The organism is Laceyella tengchongensis (genome assembly GCF_900182735.1).
Taxonomy (GTDB): Bacteria; Bacillota; Bacilli; order Thermoactinomycetales; family Thermoactinomycetaceae; genus Laceyella; species Laceyella tengchongensis.
Genome location: NZ_FXTU01000010.1, coordinates 1 through 15,951 on the forward strand (window position 1 = coordinate 1; position 15,951 = coordinate 15,951).

At 52.6% G+C, this 15,951-nt stretch carries 2 protein-coding genes; both read left to right on the forward strand.

Annotated features, from left to right (window positions below):
* A partial coding sequence (locus QQZ12_RS15115) for a non-ribosomal peptide synthetase (RefSeq protein WP_284724618.1) occupies nt 1-4,853 on the forward strand: 4,853 nt, incomplete at its 5' end.
* A 63-nt stretch (nt 4,854-4,916) separates the two neighbouring features.
* Nucleotides 4,917-15,611: a non-ribosomal peptide synthetase gene (locus QQZ12_RS15120; protein ID WP_284724619.1), complete on the forward strand. Its 10,695-nt coding sequence runs from the start codon at nt 4,917-4,919 to the stop codon at nt 15,609-15,611.
* The last annotated feature ends 340 nt before the right edge of the window (nt 15,612-15,951 follow it).

Sequence of the window (15,951 nt, forward strand, 5' to 3'; positions counted from 1 at the left end):
ATTACATGGTGCCAACCTATTTCATCGGCCTGGACGCGTTGCCGGTTAACGCCAATGGCAAGGTTGACAAGCGGGCGTTGCCCGAACCGAACATCAGTGGCAAGCGCGTATATGTGGCGCCATCGACAGACTTGGAGAGAGCACTGGTCCGCATCTGGGAACAAGTGTTACAGAAGGAGCGCGTGGGTATTGATGACCGTTTCTTCGAATTGGGCGGGCATTCGTTGACAGCGATGTCGTTATCGGCTCAGATCCATAAAGAATTGAATATGGAGATGCCGCTACGCGAAATTTTCGCTCGTCCGACCGTAAGAGAAATGGCGGCATATTTGTCGGAATTGGATCACAAAGCGCATAGGGAAATCAACCCCGCACCGCCAGCCGCTCACTATCCGGTCACTTCTGCGCAAAAGCGCCTCTATGCGCTTCAACAGATAGATGGGGTCGGTACGGGGTATCATATGCCGTATTTCTTCCGGGTCAGGGGACAACTTGATCTGGAGCGACTGGAGCAGGCGGTCACCAAGCTGGTGCAACGGCATGAGTCCTTACGCACCTCGTTCCATCTCCTTGAGGGCGAATTGGTACAGCAGGTTCATCCGGAAGCGGCTGTTGCCATAGAGTATGAGCAAGCCGCTGATCAAGAGGAAGCTAGACGAATCATGCGAGCGTTTATCCGCTCCTTCGACTTGGAACAGGCACCTTTATTCCGAGTCGGAGTGATCAGTGTGGACGCGGGGGAATCCTTCTTGATGTGGGATTTGCATCATATTGCCGCGGATGGCGTTTCAATGGAGAGGCTGTTTGCCGATTTCGCCCAATTGTATCAAGGCGAGGTCTTGCCTGAGCTTCGGTTGCAGTACAAGGATGTGGCTGTGTGGCAACAATCAGATGCTGCACAAGAAGCCAAGCGTGTGCATGAATCATATTGGTTGCGGGAATTGTCTGGGGAATTGCCTGTCTTGGAATTGCCGACTGATTTTCCGCGCCCGCCGGTACAACGCTTTGAGGGGAGTTATCTCACCTTCATTATTGATGAAGAATTAAGCGGCAAATTGAAGCAGTTGGCGGAAGAACGGGGAGCGACGCCCTATATGGCATTGATGGCCACTTATGCGGTGTTACTGGCCAAGTATACCGGTCAGGAAGATGTTATCGTGGGGGCGCCGGTGGCAGGCCGTTCGTATGCGGACACGCATGAGATCGTGGGGATGTTCGTCAACACGTTGGCGATTCGTAGCCAGCCCCGGTTGCGGGAAAGTTTCTCGTCGCTTTTGGCGCAGATCAAAGAAAAGGTGTTGCAAGCGGCCCAGCACCAAGATTATCCGCTGGAGGAATTGGTTGAAAAGCTGGGTGGACAACGTGACATGAGCCGGACGCCGTTGTTTGACACGACACTCGGGATGCAAAACATCTCCCCACCGGTCTTGCAGTTGCCCGGAGCAACACTGACGCCGGATGAGTTGGAATGGAATAGCGCGAAGTTTGACCTGAGCTGGCTCTTCACCGACGGCACATCCCTCACGGGAATGGTGGAATACAGCACGAGCCTGTTCACGGAAGCGACGGTAAGGCGCATGATCGGCCACTACCTGCACATTTTGGAACAGATTGTGGATAATCCGGACATAACGCTAGACAGGATTGAACTGACAACCAAAGCGGAGCGAATGCAAATTCTCAACGAATTTAATGCCACTCGGGCGCCCTACCGTGACCGGGCGTTGGCGCACCAGCTGTTTGAAGAGCAAGTGGAACGCTCACCCGAACAATTGGCTGTTGTGTATCAAGAGGAGGCGCTGACTTACAGCGAGGTGAACAGGCGCGCCAACCAACTGGCTCGGGTGTTGCGGGCGCAAGGGGTGACTCGTGACCAGATTGTCGGGTTGATGATGAAACGGTCGCATGCGTGTGTCATTGCCATGTTAGCGATCATGAAAGCGGGCGGTGCATATCTGCCGATCGACCCTGAATATCCTGAAAGCCGCATTCAGTATCTGCTTGAAGACAGCCAGGCAAAATGGTTGTTGGTTAATCGCGGGACGGAAATTCCTAGCAATTACCGGGGCCATGTGATCGTGGCCGATGAAACCCATGCCGAAGACGATTCCAATCTGACCCCGGTCAATGAACCGACTGACTTGGTCTACATGATCTATACTTCCGGTTCGACCGGCAAACCCAAAGGAGTGATGATTGAGCACCGTAGTTTGTGCAACCTCGGCCTGCTGGGCCCATTGCGGGAGATTGAACCACACAGCCGAGTAATGCAATTCGCTTCGATTAGCTTTGATTCTTCGGTGGCGGAAATCTTTCCCGCCTTGTTTACGGGAGCGACCCTCTATTTCGAGGATCGTGACATCCTGTTGGGCGAATTGACGCAGTATCTGAAGCGAAACCGGATCTCGACCGCGGCGCTCCCCCCTTCTGTATTGCGCACCGTGCCTTATGAAGCATTACCAGATCTGAAAACAGTGATCAGCGCGGGAGAAGCTTGCACGATGGATTTGGTGCAAACCTGGGGGCAGGGACGTACGTTTATCAATGAATACGGGCCGACAGAGGGAACCGTCTGCGCGACGTTGGCGCGCCTCACACCGGATATGGACAAAGTGACGATTGGAAGACCAATCAAAAACCAACAGGTTTATATCGTAAATCGCGAACATCAATTGTTGCCGGTGGGGGTTGTGGGCGAGCTTTGCATCGGCGGAGCGGGATTGGCCCGTGGTTATTGGCGGCGCCCCGATCTTACGGCGGAGAAGTTTGTGCCTAACCCATTCGTCCCGGGTGAGCGTATGTACAAAACAGGGGATTTGGCCCGTTGGTTGCCGGATGGCAGCATCGAATATTGGGGCCGAATTGACGACCAAGTGAAAATCCGTGGACATCGGATCGAATTAGGAGAAGTGACCGCGCGGTTGTTAGAGCATCCCGCTGTCCATGAAGCGGTGGTCATAGCTAGAAAAGATGAACGTGGGCATTCCTATCTCTGCGCCTATTTCACGGAGAAGGGCTCATGGACCGTCGCGGAGCTAAGGCAACACTTGGCGCGTGAGTTGCCGGATTACATGATTCCGAGCCATTTTATTCAGCTAGATAAGATTCCGCTCACCCCGCACGGTAAAGTGGATAAGCGCGCCCTGCCCGAACCGACGGAACCATCGGAGACGGGGGTAGATCATGTTCCTCCTGCCACCGATATCGAGCGATTGTTGGCAACGTGCTGGCAAAAGGTGCTGGGGATTGCACGGATTGGTATCCACGACCATTTCTTGGAGCTGGGTGGAGACTCCATTAAAGCGATTCAAGTTGTCGCCTATTTGAAGCAACATGATTGTAAAGTGAGAATCAATGATCTATTCCAATATCCGACGATTGCCGAGCTGGCCACGCGCGTTCAGCGGTTGGAGCCACATGCGGCAGAGTGGGGGCCGGTTACGGGAGAGGTGCCGCTCACCCCAATCCAGCGGTGGTTTTTCGATAAGCAATTTACAGAAGCGCACCACTGGAACCAAGCGATGATGCTGTACCGGGAAGCGGGTTGGGACGCGGATGCGGTGAAGCAGGTGCTCCAAGCGTTGGTTGCTCACCATGACGCGTTGCGCATGGTTTACCACCAAGAAGGGGAGAGCTTGAAGCAGATCAACCGTGGTTTGGAAGGAACCCATTTTGCCTTCACCGTCTTTGACCTGTCGCAGGAGCTGGATCTTCAGGGGCGCACTGAGCGGGAAGCCGGACGATTGCAACGGCAGCATCGTCTCGTAGAGGGACCATTGATGCAGGTGGGTTTGTTTAAGACGAAGTCGGGGGATCACCTTTTGATCAGCATTCACCACTTGGTGGTTGACGGAGTGTCTTGGCGTATTCTGTTGGAAGACTTTGCTACAGCTTACCAACAAGTGATGCAAGGCAAGCCGATTCAGCTACCGCCGAAAACGAGTTCGTTTCAAGAGTGGAGCCGCAAGTTGGAGGAGTACGCCAACAGTCCCGAGTTGTTGCGAGAAAAGGAATACTGGCGCCAGATTGAGGCGAAGTCCGTCTCCGCCTTGCCCAAAGATTTTCCGGTGGATAAACCGTTGACGATCAACGGTTGCAAGACGGTGACGGTCACATTGCCCGAAGCGGAAACCAGACAGCTCCTGACGGAAGTGCATGCCGCTTACCACACTGAAATAAATGACGTGCTGATGGCCGCATTGGCTCTGACCATCAGCGAATGGAACCAAAGCAAAATCGTGGCGGTCAACATGGAGGGGCACGGTCGGGAAGAAATTGCTGAAGACCTTGATTTGACGAGAACAGTGGGTTGGTTCACATCTACGTTCCCCGTGGTGATCGAGGTGGAAACGGAGCAATTGTCGGACACAATCAAGCAAGTGAAAGAACAATTGCGCCAAATTCCCAATAAAGGCTTGGGTTACGGCATCCTGCGGTATTTGACCGACCCCGCGCACAAACACGATGTACCTTTCAACATGGAACCCGAGTTGAGTTTTAACTATCTGGGGCAGTTTGACCAAGAGATGTCGACGGAAGCGTTTGTTCAATCGCCCATGCCTAAAGGGGATGAATTGAGCCCCTTGTCTGAGACCCCACATCTCCTAAATATCGTGGGCATCGTGATGGAACAACAGTTGTCGGTACATTTCCACTATCATGCGGGGGCGCATCGGCATGAAACCATTACCAGATTGGCCGATAGGTTCCTGTGGTGGTTGCGCGAAATCATCACCCACTGCTTGAACAAAGAAGAGAGTGAATATACGCCAAGCGACTTTAGTGCCAATGATTTGACGTTTGAAGAAGTGGAAGAGATCACAGAATTGTTGGCAGAGTTGGATCTTGATTAGAACGTGCTGATAAATAGGCCAATGCCAATGTGATACGCCATACACGTTCTAATGCAAGCGGGTGTGGAAAGCCCTAGTAATAAAAAACACATCACCGCTGTCGGTGTCCGCGTGCGCGAAGGGACACCGGCGGCGGAATTCATTTATGCGACAGCGCAGGTGATATGGATGGATAAGAAAAACATGGCGGATATATACTCCCTTTCTCCGATGCAAGAGGCGATGTTGTTTCATTCCTTATATGACCAAGGGAATTCGTATTTTTTGCAAATGGTCATGAAAACTGAGGGAGATCTGGACCCCGCTTTGTTAGAAAAAAGCATGAACGTATTGATTCAACGTTATGAGGTGTTTCGTACCGTTTTTGTATATAAAGGCATGACGAAGCCGCGCCAAGTTGTGTTGAAGGAAAGGAAATTCAAAATAGGTGTGCGGGATTTGTCCCATCTGCCGGAATCGGAGCGTACCAGCGCATTTTCCCAGCTACTTCGCCAAGATCAAGAAACACCGTTCGATCTGACCAAAGATATCTTGTGGCGCGTGACCGTCGTCCATATGGGAGAGGGGCATCATCACATCATTTTTAGTAGCCACCACATCCTGACGGACGGTTGGTGTATGGGGATCATTCTGGAGGATTTGTTTGAAACGTATGGCCGTTTGCGAAAAGGGCACCCGATTCCCACCAAACGGGTCACACCATATCGAGAATACATTCGTTGGTTGGAAAAGCAAGACAAAGAACAGGCTTTGACATATTGGAAAGATTATTTGGCTGGGTTCGATGAGCGCACGGGGTTGCCTCGGCAAGGGCTGGAGAAGCCGCAAGATTACCGGTTGGAAAAGGCCTCTTATCAGCTTGATCCGGCGTTGGCCGAAGGGTTGCATCAATTGGCCCGTACGTCGCATGTCACGTTGAACAACTTGTTTCAGACCATCTGGGGCATACTGCTGCAGAAATACAACGATACAGAGGATGCCTTGTTCGGCGCGGTTGTGTCGGGTCGCAATAAAGAGATTCACGATATCGAAAACATTGTGGGCTTGTTTATCAATACGGTACCGGTTCGCGTCAAAGGGGTGGGGTCTCAACGTTTCATCGAGTTAGCCAAAGAGGTACATCAAGCTTCCCTCGACAAAGAGGCATTTGATTACCTTTCCCTAGCGGAAGTGCAAGAGCGAACCGAACTGAAAGAGCAATTGTTTGATCATATCATGGTTTTCGAAAACTATGATTTTGACCGTTCGGTTTTCGAAAAACACCGGGAGCACATCGGGTTTGACATATGCGGGGCGAACAGCACGTTCGACAAAACCAATTATGATTTCAACGTGATCGTGGTCCCCGAAGAAAAATGCCAGATCCTGTTCCATTACAATGGGTTGAGCTACACTGCGTCGTTTGTCGACCAGGTTTTCCGGCACTTTTCACATATTGCAAAACAAGTGGTGGAGCGCCCCGACCTGCCGATCGCTGAGATCGAAGTGGTAACCGAAGAGGAGAAGCGGACATTGCTGGTTGACTTCAATCCACCAACACGTCCCTATCCCAAACATAAACCGGTCCAACAGCTGTTTGAAGAGCAGGTTGAACGGACACCCGACCATGTCGCGCTCAAGATGGGCACCCGCCAGCTGACCTATCGGGAGTTGAATACCGTGGTGAATCGCTTGGCTCGCGTGCTACGCAGACGTGGGGTGGTAAGAGGCCAGTTGGTCGGCCTCATGGCGGAGCGCTCTTTGGAGATGATCATCGGCATGTTTGCGATCATTAAGGCCGGTGCCGCCTATGTGCCGATCGATCCCAATTATCCGGAAGAACGCATCCAATTCATGCTGGATGACGGCCATATTTCCTTGATTGTGAAACAGCCGCATCTATGTTTGCCGCCCACTTTCATGGGAGATGTTGTTATCCTTGACGAAAAAGTCTGGGCCGGGGAAGAGGGGGACAACCTCCCGCTTATGAGCGGGCCGGAGGACATGATCTATGTGATCTACACGTCAGGTTCCACCGGGACGCCCAAAGGGAGCATCTCATGCCATTACAACGTTGTACGCACGATCGTTCAGACGGGGGATGTAGACATCACCGCTGAAGATGCGATGCTACAGCTTGCCAACTTCACGTTTGACGGGTCCGTGTTTGATATATTCGGGGCCTTGCTTCACGGCGCAAAATTGGTGTTGGCGCCCAAAGAGGTTTTGCTTGATTTGAATCAAATAACGGCATTGATTCGAGAAGAGAAAATCACCATCTGTTTTATGACGACGGCATTGTTTAACACCATCGTCGATCTGAACGTCTCCGCCCTCGCCGATTTGCGGAAACTGATATTTGGTGGGGAAAAAGCCTCACTCAAGCATGTGCGCAAAGCGTTGGCGGTGTTGGGCAATGATCGCCTTGTCAATGCCTACGGCCCCACTGAGGGCACGGTGTATGCGACCATGTATCGGTGTGAACCGTACTGGCTGGAGCGGCAAACGGTCCCCATCGGTAAGCCTGTCAATGCGACCAAGCTTTATGTGGTGAACAAATCTAATCAGTTGCAACCGATCGGCGTGCCAGGAGAATTGTGCGTCAGTGGCGACGGAGTGGCTTTGGGATATCTCAACCGGCCGGAGCTTACCGCGGAAAGGTTTGTGCCCGACCCTTTTGAGCAGGGCAGAACCATGTACCGCACCGGGGATTTGGTGCGGTGGCTACCCGATGGCAACATAGAGTATATCGATCGGATGGATGGCCAGGTGAAAATACGCGGCCACCGTATTGAGCTCGGAGAAATCGAAGTCAAACTGTTTGAGCATCCCGCAGTAGAAAAAGTGGTTGTTATCGCAGACAAAGATGAGCACGGGCACTCATACTTATGTGCCTATGTCATGTTGGGACAGCCATGCGAAATGTCCGAATTGCGCCAGCATGTGCAGGCTGGATTGCCGGAGTACATGGTGCCAGATTATTTTGTGGAGATTGCTGATTTACCACTTACGTTCAATGGGAAAATCGACAAGCGTTCCTTGCCCAAGCCCACGCACAGCTTGCGGACTGAAGCCGATTATGTCCACCCAGCGAATGAGCTGGAAGCCTGCTTGGCGGAGATCTTCCAAGAGGTGTTGAATCTGGAGCGGGTCAGTGTGACGGAAAACTTCTTCCAATTGGGCGGGCACTCGCTTAAAGCGATGATTATGGCTTCACAAGTGCATAAGCGACTTCGTGTCGATTTGCCGCTCCAAGAAGTGTTTGCGCGGCCGACGGTGAGGGATCTGGCAAGCTATGTGCAGGCAAGCCGAGAATCGGAACAGCTGGTGATCAAACCGGCACCGAAGCAGGAGTGGTACCCTGCATCTTCCCAACAAAAACGGTTGTATGTGGTCAGCCAGCTGGAGGGATCGGGTGTCAGCTACAATATGCCCATGGCTTTTGATTTGCAGGGACGTTTTGAAGTGGAGCGGCTTGAGCTAGCTTTCGGCCAGTTAATCGCCCGGCACGAGAGTTTGCGCACTTCCTTCCATCTGGTGGAGGGGAAACTAAAACAAAAAGTGCATCAGGACGTTTCATTTGCGATCCAAAAGATGACGGCGGAGTCTGAGAAGGAAATGCGGGATCAGTTGCGTTCGTTCGTCCGACCGTTTGCTTTGGATCAGGCACCGCTGTTTCGAGTAGGGCTGATTAGCCTTGCACCGGAGCGAGCTGTGTTGGTGATGGATCTGCATCATATGATCGCCGACGGAGTGACGATGAATCTCTTGTTCCAAGACTTGGTGCGGCTGTACGAAGGGGAGCGCCTGCCCCCGCTTCCGTTGCAGTACAAAGATATTGCTGTGTGGCAACAAAGTGATGCAGTGCGTGCCGAGTGGAAGCGTCACGAAGCATTTTGGCTACAGGAAATGGCGGGAGAGTTGCCGGTGTTGGCATTGCCGACCGATTTCCCGCGTCCCCCCGTGCAACAGTTTGATGGGGCATATGCGACCTTTGCGCTGGACGAGGAATTGACGCGTAAACTTAAGCGATTGATGGAAAAACAAAATGTCACCCTGTATATGTTGCTGTTGGCCGCTTACCATGTGCTATTGGCAAAATACACTGGGCAAGAAGACATTATCATCGGTTCCCCCATCGCAGGCCGCTCCCACGCAGACATGCAACCTGTAGCCGGTATGTTCGTCAACATGCTGGCTGTGCGCAACACACACCAGCCTGAGCAGACATTTGCTGAATTTTTGGCCCAAGTTAAAGCACGCGTGTTGAAAATGATGCAACATCAGGACTACCCGTTTGAAGAATTGGTGGAAAAGCTGGGACTTGCCCGCGATTTAAGCCGCAACCCGTTGTTTGACACACTATTTGCCGTGCAAAACATGGACTTGTCCGCACTCGTTTTGCCTGGATTGACATGGACGCCGCTTGAAATGGAGTGGAAACAGGCGAAATTCGACATGAGTTGGGTGATGGCGGAAGGCGAGCAAGTGCAAGGGACCGTTGAGTATAGCACTCATTTGTTTACGGAGGCAACGGTTCAACGCATGATCGGTCATTTCATCCATATCATTGAGCAAATCGTGGAACGGCCGCAGATGCGCTTGCGGGACATCGGATTGGTGACTGAAGCGGAAAAAGAGCTTCTGCTAGGGACTTTCAATGAGACGGCTCACCCTTACCCGCAAGACAAACCGATTCATCAATTGTTCGTGGAACAAGCGTCACGCACGCCAACGCATGCGGCGGTAGTGCATCAGGGACAGTCACTCACCTACAGCGAGCTGGATCGGCGATCCAATGAATTAGCGCAGCAGTTGCGTGACCGGGGCGTGCAACGGGAGCAGATCATCGGATTGATGTTCTCTCCATCACTTGATTTGTTTGTGGCCATATTGGGTGTATTGAAAGCGGGGGCCGCGTTTTTGCCGATCGACCCGGCGTATCCGGCGGAGCGGATCAAGTACATGTTGGAGGATAGCCGAGTGCCGTTCACGTTGACGCACGCGGGGATCAAGGAACGGGTCAAAGACGCACCCGTTTTGACGTTGGATGAACTACAGTTATCAGGCAACGAGGTACCGTCCGTGCCCCTTGTCAATGAAGCTACCGACTTGGCCTATGTGATTTATACTTCCGGATCGACCGGAAAACCCAAAGGGGTGATGGTGGAACACCGCTCGCTGGTCAACCTCGCCTGCTGGCATGTGCGGGAATTTGGATTGACGGAGCGAGACAGATCAACCAAGTACGCGGGCCTCGGTTTCGACGCTTCGGTTTGGGAGATTTTCCCAAATTTGATCGCAGGGGCGACCATTCATGTGATTGAGGAGTCGCTGCGCCATGATGTGATCGGTTTAAACCGTTATATGAATGAAAATGGGATCTCGATCAGCTTTTTGCCCACGCCGGTGGCCGAACAGTTCATGCGCTTGGAAAACCATTCCTTAAGGACGCTGTTGGTCGGTGGGGACCGTTTACAACAAGTGGAGCCGCGCCCTTATGTCGTCGTCAACAATTACGGCCCAACGGAAAATACAGTGGTGACGACGAGCGGATCGGTAAAGCCGGGCGAAGCGATAACCATCGGCAAGCCGGTCGCCAACAATCGGGTGTATGTCATCAATCGCGACGGCCAGTTACAACCGGTCGGTGTGCCCGGCGAGTTGTGCGTCAGCGGGGAGAGTTTGGCCCGCGGCTATCTGCATCGTCCTGACCTGACCGCGGAAAAGTTTGTAGACAACCCGTTTGCGGCGGGGGAAAAAATGTATAAAACCGGAGACTTGGTACGGTGGACGGTTGATGGCCAGATCGAGTTTATCGGCCGGGTCGATGAGCAGGTGAAAATCAGGGGATATCGGATTGAACTAGGAGAAGTTACGGCTAGACTCTTGCAGCACCCGGCGATTCTGGAAGCGGTAGTGCTTGCACGGGAAGGGACCGATGGAGAAAGAAGGCTGTGCGCTTACTTCACATTGGAAGAAGCTTGCGACATCGCCGAGTTGCGGGCACATCTGGCGCAAGAATTGCCTGATTACATGATTCCCTCCCATTGGGTTCCATTGGAACAGATGCCGCTGACGGCCAATGGCAAAGTGGATAAAAAGGCCCTGCCGGAACCGAGTGGGGATTCTAAAGCAGAAGCGTACACGCCACCAGCCACTCCTACAGAGCAGAAGTTGGCAGCTATCTGGCAAGAGCTGTTACAGGTAAAGCATGTTAGCCGCACTGATTCGTTCTTTGCCTTGGGTGGACATTCGTTGAAAGCGATGGCTTTGACGGCCCGCTTGCAAGAAGAGTGGGGGGTAGATCTTTCGCTACGGGAGTTGTTCGCGCATCCCACGATCAAGGAGTTAGCTGAATTCATCCATGGTCGGGCCAATGCGAAAGAAGCGATTCCAGTGGCGCCAATGCAGGAATATTATCCTGTCACATCCGCACAAAAACGCTTATATGTGGTGAGCCAACTCGAAGGAGTAGGCACAGGGTACAACATGCCGTTAGCGTTCCGCCTGCATGGCAAACTCCAAGAGGAGCGATTGCAATGGGCGTGCCAGCAGTTAATAGAAAGGCATGAAAGCTTGCGCACTTCGTTCCATTTGATCGGTGGGGCATTGAAGCAAAAGATTCACACCCACGTGCCTTTCGCGATTGAATGGATGGAAGCGCAGGACGAAGTGGAAGCCGAGGCTGAACTCCGGCGATTCGTTCGCCCGTTTGCCTTGGATGAGGCACCGTTGTTCCGAGTCGGCTTAATCCGGTTAAATGCTGATCAACACGTGCTGGTGCTTGACTTGCATCACATTGTCAGTGATGGGGTATCAGTCAACATCTTGATTCGCGATCTAATGCGACTGTATCAAGGTGAAACGTTGCCTGCTCCCACGGTGCAATTCAAAGACATTGCCATGTGGCAGGAAAGTGAATCTGCGCAAGCGGCCCGCCGCCGTCACGAGGCGTTTTGGCTTGAGATGTTTGCAGGGGATTTGCCCGTCTTGGAGCTACCGACTGACCGGCCGCGTCCACCCGTGCAACGTTTTGAAGGGCAGCGATTCGCCTTTCACTTAGAGGCTGACACCACCGAGAACTTGCGCAAGGTGGCCAGCCAAACGGGTGCGACCTTGTATATGGTGCTGTTGGCGGCGTACTGCGTATTGCTTAACAAATATACGGGGCAAGATGATTTCGTTGTTGGCACCCCGCTGGCCGGGCGCACGCATGCCGAGATGGAGCCGATCGTCGGGATGTTCGCCAACACGCTGGCGATACGCAATCAAGTGCGGGAGGATCAATCGTTCCGCCAGCTGGTGGATCACGTGAAGGAACGGGTGCTCGATGTGATGGAACATCAGAGCTACCCCATGGAAGACTTGTTGGAAAAGCTGGGACTGAGACGGGATATGAGCCGCAATCCATTGTTTGACACGGTTTTTGCCGTGCAGAATTTGGAAGCTCCCCGTTTGTCGTTGCCGGATTTGGAAGTCCACCCATTTGAGTGGGGGTGGCAAAAAGCCAAATTTGACCTCAGTTGGGTGATTGCAGAAGGGGAAGCGTTGGAAGGAAGTGTCGAGTATAGCACGCACTTGTTCTCTGAAGCGACCATCCGCCGCATGACACAGCATTTTACACATATTTTGGAGCAGGTAGCCAAGAAGCCGGAACTGCTGGTCAGTCAGGTGGAATTGATGACAGAGATGGAGAAAACGCAAGTCCTGTACGAGTTTAACCGAACGGAAGCACCTTATCCACATCAACGCACTGTCACACAATTGTTTGCCGAGCGCGTGAGCCTGGTTCCCGACCGAACCGCAGTGATCCATGGGCAAAAGCGGATTACTTACCGTGAATTAAACCGGCGGGCAAATCTCGTGGCCGGAGCGCTTCATAGAATGGGAGTTGCTCGGGGGCAGATCGTAGGTTTGCTCACGAAGCCTTCTATCGAGATGATCATTGGCATTTGGGGCATTTTGAAAGCGGGAGCCGCTTATTTGCCCATAGACCCGCAATATCCGGAAGAACGCATTCGCTATATGGTGGCGGACAGCGAAGCCGAAATCGTGTTGACGCATGGCGACGTTCCCGCGTTGGCGAGCGTCCGGCAATTAGACTTGGATGTCTTTGATTATGGCGGAGGTGCGGAAGAGGAACTGGCGTTGTCTCATAACCCCCATGATCTGGCGTACGTGATTTACACATCAGGTTCAACAGGAAAACCAAAGGGCGTGATGGTGGAGCACAAAGCGTTAGTAAATCTGGTTACTTGGCATAACCGCCGGTTTCATGTGACGGAAGAAGACCGGATGACCAAATATGCCGGAGTTGGTTTCGACGCCTCCGTCTGGGAGATTTTCCCCACTTTGGTAGCGGGAGCGGCCCTCATCATCATTGACGAGGAATTGCGTTATGAAATAGAAGCTCTCAATCGCTACATGGAGAAACAAGGAGTGACGATCAGCTTTTTGCCGACCCAAGTGGCGGAGCAATTCATGCAATTGCCCAACCGCACGCTGAAAACGTTGCTTGTCGGCGGTGACCGATTGCAACGGATGGTTCCGCAAACATATGCTGTCATCAACAATTACGGACCTACTGAGAACACCGTGGTGACGACAAGCTGTGAGCTGAAAGCCGATCAGCCGATCCAGATCGGGAAGCCGATTGACAACCACCGCGTTTACGTCTTGAACAAACACCATCAATTGCAACCGATCGGAGTGCCAGGTGAGCTGTGCGTCAGCGGCGTCGGTCTAGCTAGGGGATACCTGCATCTTCCGGAGTTGACAGCGGAAAAGTTCGTCGAAAGCCCGTTTGACTTGGGTGAGCGACTCTACAAGACCGGAGACCTGGTCAAGTGGTTGCCAGATGGGAGCTTGGAATTCCTAGGACGGATCGATGATCAGGTGAAGATTCGCGGATATCGCATCGAACTGGGAGAGATTAGCGCGCGCCTGTTGCAGCATGAGGCGGTGAAAGAGGCCGTTGCGCTCACGCAGGCCATGCCCGATGGAAGACAGGAATTGTGTGTTTACTACACGACGTTTCATGATTGTTCCATCGAAGATTTGCGGGCGCATTTGGCCCAAGAATTGCCTGATTACATGGTGCCGACGCACTTTGTGGAGTTGGCTGACCTTCCGCTCACGGCCAACGGCAAGGTGGATAAGCGGGCTTTACCCACCCCAGAAACGGGAAGCGCGCTTCGGGAGTATGTGCCACCACGAACCCCGGTGGAGTGTGTGCTGGCTGAGGTGTGGCAAGAAGTGCTCCATCTTGAGCGCGTAGGTGTGCACGATCCATTTTTTGAATTGGGCGGTGATTCGATCAAAGCGATGCAGGTGGCGGCCCGCCTCGCACAGAACCGGCTGAAAATGCGCTTAAAGGATCTCTTCCAGCATCCGACAATCGCGGAGTTGGCCCCTGCGTTGCGGACAGTGGAGAAGGAGTCTGTACAGGATCTTGTTGTCGGAGAAGTCCCATTAACTCCGATTCAGCACTGGATTTTTGACATGAACGAAACGGTTGACCATTGGAACATGGCGATTATCCTTAAGCGGAAAGAAGGCTGGAAATCGGCCGCTTTGCGCAAGGCGTTCATCAAAATCACTGAACACCACGATGCGTTGCGGATGGTTTGCCGGCGGGAGGGGGAACGCATTCGCCTCTTCAATCGCGGACGCGACGGAGTGCACTTCACCTTGGAGGAGTTTAACTTGGCGGGGGAGGCGAACATAGCCAAACGCATCGAACAAGAAGCTAACCGCCTTCATCGTTCGATCAAATTGGCAGAGGGACCCTTGGTCAAGCTTGCCGTCTTTCATGCGGATGACGGGGATTATCTGCTTCTGATCATCCATCACTTGGTCATTGATGCAGTATCATGGCGGATCATCTCTGAGGATTTGGACAGTGCTTATGAACAAGCGCTATCGGGCAAGGAGATTGTTTTGCCGGCCAAAACGACTTCATTCAAAGAATGGAGCCATCAATTGGCCCGCTATGCGAACTCTGCGGACTTCCTGAAAGAGCGAGCATATTGGGAGCGAATGGCGGCTGAACGGGTGCCGAAACTACCCATTGACAAGCGCGGGATGGAAACGTATTTATTCCAAGACTTGCATACGATCACCATGCGCCTTCCCGCTGAGGAAACCAAAGAGTTGATTACACATGCGCATCGTGCCTATCAAACTGAGGTGAACGACCTCTTGCTGGCTGCCTTGGCACAAACGGTATCGGAATGGGTCGGAGGCAAGGTCGCCGTTGATCTGGAGGGGCACGGCCGTGAGGAAATCATCGATGGGGTGGATCTCACCCGCACAGTTGGTTGGTTTACCTCCATTTATCCGGTCGTATTGGAAGCGGACCGGGAAGATCTGAGACGCACCATCCACAATGTGAAAGAAGCCCTGCGCCAAGTTCCCCACAAAGGTGTGGGATACGGCATCATGAAATATTTGACGGACCCTGCCCTCAAACAAGCGTTGCGCCTGCCGCCAAGAGCGGAGATCAACTTCAACTATCAAGGTGAATTTGTGCGGGATATGGAGAAAGAAGAGTATCGTTTGTCTGACATGCCCGTGGGGCAGGGAATCAATCCGCTCACCAAATGGCCTTACAAAATGGATTTCAACATCTTTGTGGAGAACGGCGAACTCCTCATCCTGATCCGTTATCAAAGCACCCTATTTTACCGGGAGACGATAGAACGGTTTGCCGCGAATTACAAAGGGAACTTGGAACAGATTATCGACCACTGCCGGAGCAAAGTGTTGATCAAGTGAAGTGCTGGTAGCGTAAGTGTTAACACTTGCGCCGCCAAAGTAAACAAACATGGTTGACAACGCTATAATGGGGGACTATAATCATAAACAAATTTATTTTTCACAGCGATGCGGAAAGACATGCCCTAAAGAAACCTATGCACCAGAGAGGCGTTGCCGTGGCTGCAAGCGCGCCCATAGGACTTTTAGCGGATACCACTTTCCAAGCTGCCATCAGGGAGTAAGGCGACTTATGAAATGATGGCCGGGGTGTACGTTATACACCAACAAGGATGGCGTTTGCCCCTATTAGTCGGGGAACCCATCAAATTAGGGTGGAACCACGGGAACAACGTTCTCG